Source organism: Mesorhizobium marinum (genome assembly GCF_040813675.1).
Taxonomy (GTDB): Bacteria; Pseudomonadota; Alphaproteobacteria; order Rhizobiales; family Rhizobiaceae; genus Mesorhizobium_K; species Mesorhizobium_K marinum.
This window is the reverse complement of sequence record NZ_JBFOCI010000008.1, coordinates 48,726-62,363: the sequence shown is the minus strand read 5'-3', so window position 1 is coordinate 62,363 and position 13,638 is coordinate 48,726. Positions and strand designations below refer to the sequence as shown.

Annotated in this window: 13 protein-coding genes; 9 read left to right on the top strand and 4 right to left on the bottom strand. The window is 64.9% G+C overall.

Annotated features, from left to right (window positions below):
• Positions 1-37: 37 nt before the first annotated feature.
• Complete coding sequence (locus ABUE31_RS20770) at positions 38-1,291, bottom strand: AraC family transcriptional regulator (protein ID WP_367725663.1); 1,254 nt, start codon at positions 1,289-1,291, stop codon at positions 38-40.
• Between ABUE31_RS20770 and ABUE31_RS20765 the strand changes: the two genes are divergently transcribed.
• The 6 genes from ABUE31_RS20765 (at position 1,276) to ABUE31_RS20740 (ending at position 6,636) form a co-directional block, all read left to right on the top strand.
• Positions 1,276-3,126 (top strand): alkyl sulfatase dimerization domain-containing protein, encoded by a 1,851-nt coding sequence (locus tag ABUE31_RS20765; protein ID WP_367725662.1) that lies wholly within the window; start codon positions 1,276-1,278, stop codon positions 3,124-3,126. The genes ABUE31_RS20770 and ABUE31_RS20765 overlap by 16 nt on opposite strands.
• A 151-nt stretch (positions 3,127-3,277) precedes the next feature.
• The gene (locus ABUE31_RS20760; protein ID WP_367725661.1) at positions 3,278-3,715 is read left to right on the top strand and encodes a DUF1489 family protein; all 438 of its coding nucleotides are present in this window, start codon (positions 3,278-3,280) and stop codon (positions 3,713-3,715) included.
• 174 nt (positions 3,716-3,889) lie between these two features.
• Entirely contained in the window at positions 3,890-4,489 is a 600-nt protein-coding gene (locus tag ABUE31_RS20755) for a HupE/UreJ family protein (protein WP_367725660.1), read from the top strand.
• On the top strand, positions 4,490-5,125 hold the full coding sequence (locus ABUE31_RS20750) for a HupE/UreJ family protein (RefSeq protein ID WP_367725659.1): 636 nt from the start codon (positions 4,490-4,492) through the stop codon (positions 5,123-5,125). It abuts the gene before it with no gap.
• 84 nt (positions 5,126-5,209) lie between these two features.
• Entirely contained in the window at positions 5,210-5,944 is a 735-nt protein-coding gene (locus tag ABUE31_RS20745; RefSeq protein ID WP_367725658.1) for a vWA domain-containing protein, read from the top strand.
• Positions 5,941-6,636: a DnaJ domain-containing protein gene (locus ABUE31_RS20740; RefSeq protein ID WP_367725657.1), complete on the top strand. Its 696-nt coding sequence runs from the start codon at positions 5,941-5,943 to the stop codon at positions 6,634-6,636. The genes ABUE31_RS20745 and ABUE31_RS20740 overlap by 4 nt, the downstream gene beginning before the upstream one ends.
• A 40-nt stretch (positions 6,637-6,676) precedes the next feature.
• Here the strand turns inward: ABUE31_RS20740 and ABUE31_RS20735 are convergent, their stop codons facing one another.
• On the bottom strand, positions 6,677-8,020 hold the full coding sequence (locus ABUE31_RS20735) for a serine hydrolase (protein WP_367725656.1): 1,344 nt from the start codon (positions 8,018-8,020) through the stop codon (positions 6,677-6,679).
• Positions 8,021-8,312: 292 nt separating this feature from the next.
• Here ABUE31_RS20735 and ABUE31_RS20730 point away from each other — a divergent pair, with 292 nt between their 5' ends.
• The 3 genes from ABUE31_RS20730 (at position 8,313) to clpA (ending at position 11,687) form a co-directional block, all read left to right on the top strand.
• Positions 8,313-8,642, top strand: coding sequence for a phasin family protein (locus ABUE31_RS20730; protein WP_367725655.1), 330 nt, complete (start codon positions 8,313-8,315; stop codon positions 8,640-8,642).
• Between the two features lie 181 nt (positions 8,643-8,823).
• Complete coding sequence (gene clpS / locus ABUE31_RS20725; RefSeq protein ID WP_367725654.1) at positions 8,824-9,219, top strand: ATP-dependent Clp protease adapter ClpS; 396 nt, start codon at positions 8,824-8,826, stop codon at positions 9,217-9,219.
• Positions 9,220-9,230: 11 nt separating this feature from the next.
• Positions 9,231-11,687 carry an ATP-dependent Clp protease ATP-binding subunit ClpA gene (gene clpA, locus ABUE31_RS20720; RefSeq protein WP_367725653.1) on the top strand — a complete coding sequence of 819 codons (2,457 nt, stop codon included), beginning with the start codon at positions 9,231-9,233 and terminating at the stop codon, positions 11,685-11,687.
• A gap of 100 nt (positions 11,688-11,787) precedes the next feature.
• On the opposite strand, the gene ABUE31_RS20715 is transcribed toward clpA, so the two are convergent.
• Positions 11,788-11,961: a hypothetical protein gene (locus tag ABUE31_RS20715; RefSeq protein WP_367725652.1), complete on the bottom strand. Its 174-nt coding sequence runs from the start codon at positions 11,959-11,961 to the stop codon at positions 11,788-11,790.
• Positions 11,962-11,992: 31 nt separating this feature from the next.
• Positions 11,993-13,327, bottom strand: a complete 1,335-nt coding sequence (locus tag ABUE31_RS20710) for an ammonium transporter (RefSeq protein ID WP_367725651.1) — start codon at positions 13,325-13,327, stop codon at positions 11,993-11,995.
• Between the last annotated feature and the right edge of the window lie 311 nt (positions 13,328-13,638).

The following is a 13,638-nucleotide window of genomic DNA, read 5'->3' as shown; positions in this document are numbered from 1 at the left end:
TGTGTACAAATGCGAACCGTGTACATGCGAAGCTGATTCAAAGAAGCAGCAGCGGCTCGATCTTCCTGACCGGCGGGCCTTTCAGGGTCTGATAGGGCAGTTCGCCGAACATGCGCTTGTAGTCACGCGCAAAGCGTCCGCCATCGTAGAATCCCAGGTCGTAGGAGGCTTCCGTGACGCTCGTTTCCGTTCGATCGGCATAGAGCAGCCGTCGTCTTGCCTCGTGAATCCGCATTCGGCGAAGCAGGTCCTGCACCGTGCAGTCGAACTTGGCGCGGACCGCCCGCTCCAGGGTTCGTTCGTGGATCCCGGCGTTGGCGCACAACTGACCGACGGTGACCACCAGATCCCCCGTCGACATGATCCAGTCGTACATGTCGGCAATGGCCCGGCTTTCGCGCTTGCCGATCACCGTGCTGGTCGCGTTTGGCTGCTGGAACAATGCCTGGGTCAGCGCGAAAATCAGGTCGCTTCGGAGCCTGTCGGCGATTGCCGCATCGCCGACGACCTTGGGGTCGCGCGACAGTTTCAGGAGCAGCCTGAAGAATGACGCGGCGGCCCTGAGGGACTGAAGATTGCGGGAAACCGAAGGCTTGGCGCTGCTGAACCAGTCGACGATTCCTGCAAGCTCCTGCCGAGCTTCGGTATCGATCAGCAAGATGAACTGGTCGTAGTTTTGCGCAGTGACGCTGTCGATCTCGTTGTGAAAGGTCGAATAGACGCATCGCGGGTCGACCGACCTGCCCCAGAACGCCGATTCATCGGTCACCCCGCTGATCGGGACGGCGATCGTCAGCGTATGGGGCGGCGTCATGCCCTGCAGCCGCATGTCGTGGCGGTACCGGTCCCTGTAGATCGCGATCCCGTCGAACTTCAGGTATTCGATCGAGCACTCGAAGCGTCCGGACCGACGCAGATCCACGTTGAGTTCCCACGGCCGTATCGCGGCCTCGTAGAGGACCGGATCGTTCGTCGAAAAGTCACCGGCTTCCGTCTTGATCGCTCCACCCTTCTCCATCGGAATACCTCGGTCCGAAGTGTCGGATATTACGTAGTGCGGCCGCAGAAGGCCATATAAGTTCTCCAAGATCAGTTTCCTGCAATCGCTTCCGGCGCCACGTCCGCGACGTGCCTGCGCGACCGGGAATATTTGCCTTGGACTGTCGACAACGGTGTCGGCTTGGCAAGCACGGCACAAACACTTTTCGGGAACAAGGAGGACGTTCCATGCGATTTTCACTGACCTGTATTTCAGGTTGTCTGGTCCTGGCGGCAATGGCGAGCGATGCATCGGCTTTCGACCCCGCATTGCTGACGCCCGAAACGATCACCAAGAACATTCCGATGGATGTCGAGCCCTATGCCGACCCTCAAATTCTGAAGTCGCTGGCCCCCATTCGGAAGCAGTTCGACAATCTCGCCGTCACCGAGGCTTCCAAGACCATCAACCCCCGCATGACGAGCTTCGCCAACCAGATGGCCAAGACCATCTACGAGCCGGTCAAGGACAGGGCGTTCCTCATGTCAGGCTGGCAGCTGACGGCGACGCTGATCGTCGTCGGAGAAAGCGGCCTCATCGTCGTGGACCCCGGCGAAGGCGACGAGCCGGCCAGGCACCTGATGGAGGCGTTTCGCGAAGCCACGGGCGTGAAGCTCCCGGTCACGGGGGTCGTCTACAGCCACCGCCATCCCGACCATGCGTTCGGCATTGCCGGCCTTGGCGTAAAACAGGAGGATGTCGACAGCGGCAAGGTCCGGATTTTCGCCCATCACGAATTCATGGACTATCTGGCCAACGACGCCAGCGTCGTCGGAGAAATCCTGACCGAGCGTACTGCCTACGGCGGCGCGAGCTATATCGGCCAGAACGCGCAGGGACTTGTCCATGGCGGGCTTGGCCCGACATTCAGCGGCGGCGAAATCTCCTTCCTGAGGCCGACGGACCTGGTCACCGACAAGCTGGAGGTCGGCGTTTCCGGCGTGAAGATGGTGATGTTCGAAGCCTACGGCGATGCCGAGGACGAGATCGACGTCTACTTCCCGGACCTGCGTCTCGTGCATGGATCCGAGACGATCCAGGGCGAGTCGTTTCCAAATCTGTACACGCTGCGGGGTACGAAGTATCGCGACCTCGTCAAGTGGTACAAGGGCGTGGACCGGCTGCTCGCCTACGCCCGCGAGAGCGACGCCTATACGCATTCGCACATGCGCGCCTGGGTCGGCAACGCGTTCATCGTCGAGCGCATCCAGAACTATCGCGATGCGATTCAGTATGTGCACGACCAGTCGATCCGCCAGATCAACAAGGGCGCGACGCCCGAAGAACTGGTGGACCTGATCGAACTGCCTGAAAATCTCAGGAAAGACCCCTGGCTGCAGGAGTTCTATGGCAGCGTCGAGCATGTCGTTCGAAACGTCTACAACGGCTATCTCGGATGGTTCTCGGGCGATGCCACGCAACTGGCGACGCCTTCCGTCGAGCGAAAGGCCAGGCTGTATGTCTCGGCCATGGGCGGCGCCGACAGCGTCAAGGAACTGGCGCGCATGGCCATCAAGGCGAAGGACTACGGCTGGGCCATGGAGATCATGACGCAGGCGATCCGGGCCAACCCCGGGGACAAGGAAGCAAGGCTCTTGAAAGCCGAGGCGATGCGGGCCTGGGGCTACGACCAGGCAAACATCTATTGGCGCGGTTTCGCGATCAGCGGCGCCGCCGAGCTGGACGGAAGCCTCGACAGGTCCGGCGCGTTCGACTTCGCCAATCCGGTCATCATCCAGCAGTTCTCCGTCGGGACGATCCTCGAGAATCTGAGGGTGAAGATCGATGCCGCAAAGGCGACCGGAGCGGACTTCAAGATCGGCTTCAACATAACCGACCGTGAGGAAGGCTATGGTTTCCACGTACGCAACGGCATTGCCGCATTCTATGAAGAAATCCCCGACAATGCGGACCTGGTCGTAAGCCTGCCGAGCAGCGTGGTCTACGATTTCGTGCTCGGCAAGTCGGCGATCAAGGATGCGATCGCGGCCGGAACCGCCTCGGCCAATGGCGATCTTGCCGGCCTTGAACTGTTCGCGTCGTTCTTCGATTTCTCCAAGGAACCGATCGACCTGGCTTCACGATAACGACGAAGGGTGGGGCAGCCAGGCTTCCCCACCCTTCCTGCATGTCACGCGGATGCAATCGGGAACGGAAGCGGTGTCAGGCACGCATTGCCCCTGTGCATAACGCGACCGGCGATTGAACCGCCGCCGCGCGGTCGCTAAATTTCGGGGCATGGCCCTGAACCTCCTCAAACTGTGCGTCGGCTGCGAGAGCGTCGAGGATCTGGAAGAGTGGATCGCGATGAAGCTCGACCAGCGCCGCCGCGCCGGCGAACCGGTGGAGCATTTCCACACCACGCGCATGGTGCCGACCCGCGCCGCCGAACTCGTCGAGGGCGGCTCGCTCTACTGGGTCATCAAGGGCAGCGTGCAGTGCCGCCAGCGCCTGCTCGAGGTTCGGCCGTTCATCGACGACGAGGGCATCTCGCGCTGCCGTCTCATTCTCGATCCGGCGGTGGTCAGGACCGAGTGGCAGCCGCGCCGCGCCTTCCAGGGCTGGCGGTATCTCCAGCAGAAGGAAGCGCCCGCCGATCTCGGCAAGGGCCGCGACGGCATTGCCGAGATGCCGCCTAAGCTGAGGCAGGAACTGGCGGAACTCGGATTGCTATAGGGGCGCCGTTGCTTCGGCGACGAAGCCGGGCGTTTGGCGCTGGGACGACTGGCGCGATCGCGCCACTGCAATCATGACATTCGAGTTGTAACCAACGCCGATCTCCTGCAGGTTTGCCGGCGCGCCATGCCGCATTGCTTGCGGGGACTGGGTCGCTGCTTCGGGGAGACTTCGATGCCGGATTTCTTTCGCGTTCTTTTTGCTTCGTTGCTTCTCGCGGGCGCCGCCCTTCTGCCCTCCCTGGCGCTGGCGCATACGGGTACGAGCGTCGCCGGCGGTTTCCTAAGCGGTTTCAGTCACCCGATCCTCGGCTGGGATCACGTGTTGGCGATGGTTGCCGTCGGCCTGTGGGGCGCATTCCTCGGCGCACCGGCGATGTGGCTGCTGCCGGTGGTGTTCCCGCTGGTGATGGCGTTTGGCGCGGTTCTGGGCATTGTCGGCGTACCCGTCCCGGCCGTCGAAACAGGCATTGCGGCATCGGCAATCGTGCTCGGTCTCTTGATCGCGTTCGCAGCAAGGCCGCCGCTCTGGATCGCGGCGATCATCGTCGGCGCGTTCGCGATCTTCCACGGACATGCGCACGGGACCGAACTGCCGGATGCGGCCAATTCCTTCGCATACGCCGTCGGTTTCGTCATCGCGACCGGGCTGCTGCATCTGGTCGGCATCGGCTTCGGGCTGCCGGTCAAGAAGCCGGCGGGCAGGATCGCGGTCCGCGCAGCCGGCGGCATCATCTCGATGGTCGGCTTCGGCTTCCTGCTTGGCCTCGCATAGGTGACGACCGGCCGGGGGATTGCCCTCGCGTTCCTTTTTCTGGTCGCGTCGGCGGACGAGGCGGCGGCGCACAGCCCAATTCCCGGCATGCAGGGTTTTTATCTCGGCATGCTGCATCCCCTGTCTACGCCGCCGCAGCTGCTGTCGCTGCTGGCGGCCGGACTCCTGCTCGGGCTCAGATGGCCCGGGCCCTTCAGATACTGCTGGCCGGCCTTCGCGGTTTCTTGCCTGGCGGGAATCGCGCTTGGCCAATGGGGCTGGTTGCGCGGCCTGGAAGACACCGCACTTCTGGCAGGCGGCATCGCCGCTGCGATTCTGGCTGCGCTCCTCACACCAAAGCTGACGGCGCCCTGCGTCGCGATCTCGGCTTGGACCGGCCTCTTCCTCGGGGTGGCGTCGATCCCGGACGAAGGACCGGCATGGCCGGTGATCGTGACGCTGGCCGGCTCGTTCGTCGGGGCGAACCTCGCACTGGTCTATCTTGCGTTCGCTGTCGGCTCGCTGCGGGCGCGTTTCACCGCGCAATGGGTGGGCATCGGGCTGCGCATCGCCGCCGCATGGATCGCCGCCGTTGCCGCTCTCATGCTCGCCCTGCTGCTGGTCGATCCGACGAGCGGCGGAGGAACGGGGATGTGACCCCAACGGGGCCGGGAGGCGCAAAATCGCGCCCGCAGGAACAGCGCCCTTGCAAGCTATGCCGCACCGTCACATGTTTTGCGCATGAGTGAGGAGAAAAGACCGGTTCCGGCAAGGGGCGACGCGAAGGCGCCCGAGAAGCGGTCGTCATCCGGCGAGATCGACGCATTCCTGCGGCAGGTGCGGGCTGTGGCGCAGACGCGAGGGGGCGCCGGCGGGCGGCTGATCCTGGCGCTCGACGCGACGATGAGCCGCCAGCCGACCTGGGATCTCGCCTGCGCGCTGCAGGCGCAGATGTTCGACGCGGTCGGAAAGGCCGGATCGCTCGCCGTGCAGCTCGTCTATTTTCGCGGCCTCGGTGAATGCCGGGCCTCCAGATTCGCCGACAATACCGACGAACTGAAGCGACTGATGACCGATATCGCCTGCCGCGGCGGCCACACCCAGATCGGCAAGGTGCTCGGCCACGCGCTGAAGGAGGCGGAGCGGAGCAAGATCGACGCGCTGGTCTATATCGGCGACGCCATGGAAGAGGAGGTCGACGACCTCGCCGACAAGGCAGGACGGCTCGGCCTGCGCGGCGTGCCGGTGTTCGTTTTCCAGGAGGGCAGGGACGGCGTCGCGGAAAAGGCCTTCAAGGAGATAGCCCGGCTGTCGAAGGGCGCCTGGTTCCGCTTCGACCGCAACGCGGCCGCGACGCTTGCCGGCCTGCTCTCGTCGGTGGCGGTGTTTGCCAGCGGCGGGCTCAAGGCGCTCGAAAGCCGCGACCGGCCCGAGGACAGGCTGATGATCGAGCAGATGCGGGGCCGCGGCGGATGAGCGCGACGATCGGCATCGTGGCGGCAGCGCTCGTGGCGGCCGGTCTCGTCGCGGCATTCCTGCGCGTCGATGCGAGGCAGCTTGCCGGGGCGGTGCGGCTGGCGGGGCCGGTGGTGCTCGGGGTCGCAGGTTTCGGGCTGATCGCTCTGGGCCGGGCCGGCGTCGGCGGCATGCTGCTGTCGCTCGCCGCTGGGTGGTACAGCTTCGGGCGCGTCCGTCGCACCCGGACGCGATCGACGGGCCAGCGCTCGACCGTGCGGACCGCGGCGCTCGAGATGGAACTCGACCACGACAGCGGCGGGCTGGAAGGCATGGTGCTGGCCGGAACCTTCGAGCAGAAGCTCCTGTCCAGCCTGTCGCGGAAACAGCTGATGCTGCTGCGCGAGGAACTGGCGGCGGACTTCGAGAGCCGCCAGCTACTGGAGACGTATCTTGACGGCCGCTTTCCCGCCTGGCGAGAGGACGCTGAGGCGGATGGTGGCAAGCGGCATGGTGTTGCGCCAGGTTCTGGCCCCATGACTAAGGAGGAGGCCTACAAGGTCCTTGGTCTTGAAGCGGGCGCCACCACGGCGGATATCCGAAAGGCGCACCGCCGCCTGATGCAGCGCCTGCATCCCGACCTCGGGGGCACCTCGTTCCTGGCGGCCCGGATCAACGAGGCCAAGGACGTCCTGTTGTCCAATCACGGGTAGTTCTCCTTCGACACGATACATACCGGAGGGTGTCGTCCAGCTACTGCTGGACGGCATAACAATCGATCTTCTTCTTCTTCAGGGCACCGCAGGCGTTCCAGGCGGCGTTCTTCGAGTCGAAGCCGCCGAAGCGCGCGCGGTAGTAGGTCACGCCATCCTTGTCGTATGTCATGGTGTAGGGCGACGCAGAGGCGAGGACGTCGCGGGCGCTGCGGGTCGTCCTGGTCAGGAAGGCACGCGCCTCGACCTCGCTCGGCGACGACGCGACCTGGATCGCCCAGCCAGACTTCGGCACGGCGGCGGTGTTGATCGGGTCGATGTCGGCCATGCGCGCGGCGATCGGGTCGGCGTAGGCCTGCTCGACGACTTCGACCTCGGGTTCGGCCGAACCCTGCTCGACAGTCTCTTCCTCGATGCCGGCATAGGCAGCGATGTTCTCTTCCGGGCGCGGCTTGGGCTTCGGTGCGCCGCTTCCGGGCAGCAGCGCGGCAAGCGCGCGGATCGGCGACTTGCCGGATTCGTCCGCAGCCTTCGCGACGAGGTCGCCGCCGCCGCGCCGGCCCGAAGCCTTCGGCAGCCAGGTGCGGATGAGTTCGGCCATATGGTCGTCGCGCGACTTCGCGGTGCGACCGCCCATGACGACCGCGACGATGCGGCGGTTGCCGTCGGACACCGACGAGACGAGGTTGAAGCCAGAGGCGCGGGTGTAGCCGGTCTTGATGCCGTCGACGCCCTTGATCCGGCCGAGCAGGCGATTGTGGTTCGCCAGGCGCTGCTTGCCGTACTTGAAGGAGCGCGTCGAGAAGTAGTCGTAGTACTGCGGGAAGTGCTCACGCAGGGCGATACCGAGGGTCGCCATGTCGCGCGCCGTCGAGCGCTGCGCGTCGTTCGGCAGGCCGTGGGCGTTGCGGAAAATGGTGCCGGTCATGCCGAGCTGGCGGGCCTTCGCGGTCATCATCCGGGCGAAGCCCGCTTCCGACCCGCCGAGCTTCTCGGCGAGCGCGGTCGCGGAGTCGTTCGCCGACTTCGTCACCAGCGACAGGATGGCGGTTTCGACGGTCACCGAGCCGCCGGCCTTGACGCCGAGCTTGGTGGGGGGTTCGGCCGATGCGTTCTTCGAGAAGGTGACGGTCGACGACGTCTTGAGCTTGCCGCTCGCGAGCGCCTCGAAGGTCAGGTAGAGCGTCATCATCTTGGTCAGCGACGCCGGGTAGCGCGGTTCGTCGGCGCTCGACGAAAAGAGCGTCTTGCCGGTGTTGGCGTCGACCACGATCGCCGCGTATTTCGAATTGGCCTGAGCCGGGGCCGCGACCAGGCTGCCTATCGCCAACGCGAGCAGCGCCAACAGAGCCGGTTTGCGGGAAATGAATTTCCGATGAGCCATGCCTGTCAACACCTGACGCACTGTTACATCCTTTGATCGCTAGCGTTCACGGGAGGTGAGGCGGCAAAGGGACCTGCCTCGCTTTGGCGGGACAGTACGGGGGTCAGCGTTACCAATCCGTTTATGGTAAGCGGATCGTTCATGATTTCGCCCGGCTTTGACGCGGATTTGGTTAAAATGCGCAGGCGCCCCGGGGCTCGCCGGGGCGGCCTGTTTGACTTGTGGTGCGCTGCAACATACCTTCGTGTCGGGTGGCCGCAGGCAAGTGCCGCGGCTGCCGGAAGGATTGAAGATGACGCGGTCGTTCGACGACGCCGGCACATTCGGCAAACGGTTCCTCGACACCAGCCTGGACAGCCTGAATTCCGTTTCGCAGGGGACGCAGGCGATCGGCGCCGAGGCGTCGGACTATGCCGCCAGGGCGATCGAGGCCGGCAGCGAGACGGTCGCCAGGCTGATGGCCGCGACGTCGGTCGAAACGGCGGCGCAGATTCAAGCCGACTACCTGACGCAGGCCTACAGGGGTTTCGTCAGCGAGGCGACGCGGCTCGGCGGGCTGTACGCCGACATGGCCAGGGACGCCTATCGTCCCTTCGAGTCGATCGTCGTCAGGACGAAATAATCCCGATGCCCAGGCCCGATCGACGCCCGCGCGGAGAAGTGGTCTCGCGGCGGGCCGCATCGATCATTCACGATTGTGGCAATCCCCCGGAATGGTTCGGGCCGCCATATTGTCAGCCACAAAGAAGGGCTTAAAATCGAGTCCCGAACCACTACATAGGCGTCTCGGGCGTAACGACGAAATGAGGATCGACTGGGTGAAAATCGGCGGGGCGGCCACAACGAAAAGCGCGATCCGCTTGCAGGACGGCGATGACGACGGCGATCGCGGCGGCGCTCCCGGTCGCGGCACGGCGGTCATCACACGGACCCGGCCCAAGACCAAGAAACCCAGCCTTTACCGGGTCTTGATCCTCAATGACGACTACACGCCCATGGAGTTCGTGGTGCACGTTCTGGAGCGATTCTTCCAGAAGGACCGCGAGGCGGCCACCCGCATCATGCTGCACGTTCACAATCACGGCGTCGGCGAATGCGGGGTCTATACATTCGAGGTTGCCGAGACCAAAGTGTCCCAGGTCATGGACTTCGCCCGTCAGAATCAGCATCCGCTGCAATGCGTGATGGAGAAGAAGTGAGGACTGAATAGATGCCGGCATTCTCCCAGGGCCTCGAAAAGGCGCTCCATCAGGCTCTCACCTTCGCCAACGAGCGGCACCATGAATATGCGACGCTGGAGCACCTGCTGCTGGCGCTGATCGACGACGCCGAGGCGGCGGCGGTGATGCGTGCCTGCAACGTCGATCTCGACGAACTGAAGCACACGGTGCTGACCTACATCGACACCGAGCTCGACAACCTGGTGACCGGCTACGACGAGGACTCCAAGCCGACCGCCGGCTTCCAGCGCGTCATCCAGCGCGCGGTGATCCACGTGCAGTCGTCGGGCCGCGAGGAGGTCTCGGGCGCCAACGTGCTCGTCGCGATCTTCGCCGAGCGCGAGAGCCACGCGGCCTACTTCCTCCAGGAACAGCAGATGACCCGCTACGACGCGGTCAACTACATCAGCCACGGCATCGCCAAGCGTCCCGGCGCCAGCGAGGCCCGGCCGCCGCGCGGCGCCGAGGAAGAGCAGCGCGGCAGTGCTGCCGAGCAGGGCGAGGACGGCAAGAAGAAGCCGCAGGATGCGCTCAGCGCCTATTGCGTCGACCTCAACAAGAAGGCGCGCGCCGGCAAGATCGACCCGCTGATCGGCCGCGAGCAGGAGATCAACCGCACCATCCAGGTGCTGTGCCGCCGCTCCAAGAACAACCCGCTCTATGTCGGCGACCCCGGCGTCGGCAAGACCGCCATCGCCGAGGGGCTGGCCAAGCGCATCGTCGAGGGCGACGTGCCGGAAGTGCTGCAGGACGCGACGATCTTCGCGCTCGACATGGGCACGCTGCTTGCCGGCACGCGCTATCGCGGCGACTTCGAGGAGCGCCTGAAGCAGGTCGTCAAGGAACTCGAGGAGTTCCCCGGCGCGGTCCTGTTCATCGACGAGATCCACACGGTGATCGGCGCGGGCGCCACGTCGGGCGGCGCGATGGACGCGTCCAACCTCTTGAAGCCGGCGCTGTCGTCGGGCGCGATCCGCTGCATCGGATCGACCACCTACAAGGAGTTCCGCCAGTTCTTCGAGAAGGACCGCGCGCTGGTGCGGCGCTTCCAGAAGATCGACGTCAACGAGCCGACGGTGGACGACGCGATCGCCATCATGAAGGGGCTGAAGCCCTACTACGAGGAATTCCACAAGGTGAAGTACACCAACGACGCCATCAAGGCGGCGGTGGAACTGTCGGCGCGCTACATCAGTGACCGCAAGCTGCCGGACAAGGCGATCGACGTGATCGACGAGACCGGCGCCTCGCAGATGCTGCTGCCCGAGGGGCGGCGCAAGAAGACGATCGGCATCAAGGAGATCGAGGCGACGATCGCCACCATGGCGCGCATCCCGCCGAAGACCGTCTCCGCCGACGACGAGCAGGTGCTGGCCGGCCTCGAGGTCGAACTGCAGCGCGTCGTCTACGGCCAGGATACGGCGATCACGGCGCTGTCGTCGGCGATCAAGCTGGCGCGCGCCGGCCTGCGCGAACCGGAGAAGCCGATCGGCTGCTACCTGTTCTCCGGCCCGACCGGCGTCGGCAAGACCGAGGTCGCCAAGCAGCTCGCCGCGTCGCTCGGCGTGGAACTGCTGCGCTTCGACATGTCGGAATACATGGAGCGCCACACGGTGAGCCGGCTGATCGGCGCTCCTCCCGGCTATGTCGGCTTCGACCAGGGCGGCCTCTTGACCGACGGCGTCGACCAGCATCCGCATTGCGTGCTGCTGCTCGACGAGGTCGAGAAGGCGCATCCGGACCTCTTCAACATCCTGTTGCAAGTGATGGACCACGGCAAGCTGACCGACCACAACGGCAAGCAGATCGACTTCCGCAACGTGATCCTGATCATGACCACCAATGCGGGCGCTTCGGACGCGCAGCGCGCGGCGATCGGCTTCGGCTCGACCAAGCGCGAGGGCGACGACGTCGAGGCGATCAACCGGCTGTTCACGCCGGAGTTCCGCAACCGGCTCGACGCGATCATCCCGTTCGGCTCGCTGCCCGTGCCGGTGGTGCACCAGGTCGTGCAGAAGTTCGTGATGCAGCTCGAGGCACAGCTTTCCGAGCGTGGCGTCACCTTCGACCTGACGCCGGAGGCCGTCGCCTGGCTCGCCGAAAAGGGCTACGACGAGCGCATGGGCGCGCGCCCGCTCGGGCGGGTCATCCAGGAGCACATCAAGAAGCCGCTGGCGGACGAGGTGCTGTTCGGCAAGCTCAAGAAGGGCGGCACCGTGCGCGTCACGGTGGAGACCGGCGAGGACGGCAAGGCCGGCCTGAAGCTGGAGTCGATCGCCGACGAGACGCGCGTCAAGCCGAAGAAGGAAGACCCTTCCGAGGAAGAGGTGAAAGTGGCGCCCAAGAAGGCGAAGAAGCCGGCCGCGGCGAAAGCCAAGCCGACGCCCAAGGCGCCTGACCAGGGCGGCAAGCGCAGCCTGGTTCCGCAACTGCCCCGCAAGAACTGAAAAAAAGGCCCCGGAAAACCGGGGCCTTTTTTGATGGCCGGCGCGGCGACCGAGCCGGCCAGGGCGCCGCCCGGAGCAGGGCAGCGCCGCGGCCGAGGCGTTATTTGCCGTTCAGCTTCTTCGACGCCGCGTTTTCATGGCTGACCATGCTGCCGATGGCATAGAGGCAGGCGGCGACGGCCAGGACAAGGATGATGGCCAGCATGGCCGGACTGTCGGCGAAGGTGAAGTAGGCGGTTGCGCCTTCCCAGGTCGTGATGGGCGAAGTGTTCATTGCGGTCTCCTTTCTGCGGTTGGCGCGCGGGTCACTCGGCGGGGCTCAGCGCGCCGTCGCCGAAGGCCGGCAGGGCGCGCGATTCCGGGTATGCCTTGACCGGCACCTCGGCGAGGTCGAGGCCGGCCCGCTCGACATTCTCGTCGCAGCGCAGGAGCCCGAACATCTTGAGCGCGTAGGACAGGGCGTAGCCGGGCAGGAAGCCGAGCAGCATGAAGACGACGGCGCTCTGCACCTGGCCGGTGAACGACACGGCCGGTCCTTCGACGTTGGGGTAGCCGGCCGCGAACACGCCTGCGGCCACCAGGCCCCAGACCCCGCCGAAGCCGTGCACGGCGACGGCGCCGACCGCGTCGTCGATCTTGAAGCGGGTCAGCAGGATGGTGTTCAGCTTGGGGATGATCAGGCCGCCGACAAAGCTGATCATGAAGGCGAGCGGCGGATAGTAGACGTCGAGGCCGGGCGCCGACGAGATGACGCCGACCAGCGCGCCGGACATCATCCAGAACGGGTCGCGGGTGACGAGGTAGCAGCCGAGCATGCCGCCGGCGACGCCCATCAGCGTGTTGAAGGCGAAGGCCGAAAGCGTGGCCGGCGTGCTGTAGATCGTCATCCAGGTGTCGCCGGTGTAGATGATGCAGCCGCCGAGGAAGCCGAAGAAGCCCATGACGATGAGCATCAGGCCGATCAGCGACATCGGCATGTTGTGGCCGTTGATCTCGTTGACGGTGCCGTCGGCGTTGAAGCGCCCGATGCGCGCGCCGAGGTTGATCAGGACGCCGAGCGTGAAGAAGCCGGCGACGGTGTGCACGCAGCCGGCGGCGCCGACGTCATGCAGACCCCAGACGGAGGTCAGCCATCCGCTCGGGTGCCAGCCCCAGGCGGCGCCGAGTACCCAGACGACCGAGCCGAGCACGATCGCCAGGATGGTGAAGCCCGAGACGCGGATGCGCTCGATCACCGAACCCGACATGATGGAGGCCGTGGTCGCGGCAAACAGGGTGAAGGCGGCCCAGAAGATGCCGGACGCGTTGTCGGAAAGGTTCGGGCCCATGGACTGCGCCCAGGGCAGGGCGCCGGCGCCCGCCTCGGAGATGGAAAACCCGCTCGGGAACGCGTTGTAGATGAACCAGCCGACGAAATAGAAGAACGGCACGAGGAAGGCGAAGGCGACGAGGTTCTTGACGCCCGACGCAAGCGCGTTCTTGGCGCGGGACGCGCCCATTTCGTAGGCCAGGAAGCCCGCGTGGATGGATATCATCAGCGCGGTGCACCACCAGTAGAAGGCCTCGGAGTTGACGGCCGTGGCCATCTTCAGCGCCGCTTCGAGCGCCTCCACCTTCATTTGAAGCTCTGCAGGTTCCATTGTCTGACCCCTCTGTTGGTCAATGTTTGTTCTGGCTAACCCCCTTCCTCCCCACGATTTTTCTTGTCGTTGGCGCGGCGCTCTGGCTCGCGCTGGTGCCCAGCTATAAAATTAGGCATCTGTTAACGTTGCAGAAAAAGCAGGCAGCGTAAACGTCTTTGTTCGCGGGTGCGAAATAAAATTGTGCGGGAGCGAAAAGAGTGCGTTGCACAAGTTCACGAGGTTGTCGGCGTCGGCACGCGGATGAGGGAGCGTGGCTGGAGGCGAACCGGAAATTCGCATCGCCATGATCCGGGGCCTGTGTTATCCGG

What these genes read in the sequence shown, in the direction of transcription:
- clpS (WP_367725654.1), top strand. Translation starts at nt 8,824, where the DNA reads ATGAGGATCGACTGGGTGAAAATCGGCGGGGCGGCCACAACGAAAAGC.
- ABUE31_RS20740 (WP_367725657.1), top strand. Translation starts at nt 5,941, where the DNA reads ATGAGCGCGACGATCGGCATCGTGGCGGCAGCGCTCGTGGCGGCCGGT.
- ABUE31_RS20770 (WP_367725663.1), bottom strand. Translation starts at nt 1,291, where the DNA reads ATGCATCGCTCGCCATTGCCGCCAGGACCAGACAACCTGAAATACAGG.
- clpA (WP_367725653.1), top strand. Translation starts at nt 9,231, where the DNA reads ATGCCGGCATTCTCCCAGGGCCTCGAAAAGGCGCTCCATCAGGCTCTC.
- ABUE31_RS20745 (WP_367725658.1), top strand. Translation starts at nt 5,210, where the DNA reads ATGAGTGAGGAGAAAAGACCGGTTCCGGCAAGGGGCGACGCGAAGGCG.
- ABUE31_RS20755 (WP_367725660.1), top strand. Translation starts at nt 3,890, where the DNA reads ATGCCGGATTTCTTTCGCGTTCTTTTTGCTTCGTTGCTTCTCGCGGGC.
- ABUE31_RS20735 (WP_367725656.1), bottom strand. Translation starts at nt 8,020, where the DNA reads ATGGCTCATCGGAAATTCATTTCCCGCAAACCGGCTCTGTTGGCGCTG.
- ABUE31_RS20730 (WP_367725655.1), top strand. Translation starts at nt 8,313, where the DNA reads ATGACGCGGTCGTTCGACGACGCCGGCACATTCGGCAAACGGTTCCTC.
- ABUE31_RS20710 (WP_367725651.1), bottom strand. Translation starts at nt 13,327, where the DNA reads ATGGAACCTGCAGAGCTTCAAATGAAGGTGGAGGCGCTCGAAGCGGCG.
- ABUE31_RS20760 (WP_367725661.1), top strand. Translation starts at nt 3,278, where the DNA reads ATGGCCCTGAACCTCCTCAAACTGTGCGTCGGCTGCGAGAGCGTCGAG.
- ABUE31_RS20765 (WP_367725662.1), top strand. Translation starts at nt 1,276, where the DNA reads ATGGCGAGCGATGCATCGGCTTTCGACCCCGCATTGCTGACGCCCGAA.
- ABUE31_RS20715 (WP_367725652.1), bottom strand. Translation starts at nt 11,961, where the DNA reads ATGAACACTTCGCCCATCACGACCTGGGAAGGCGCAACCGCCTACTTC.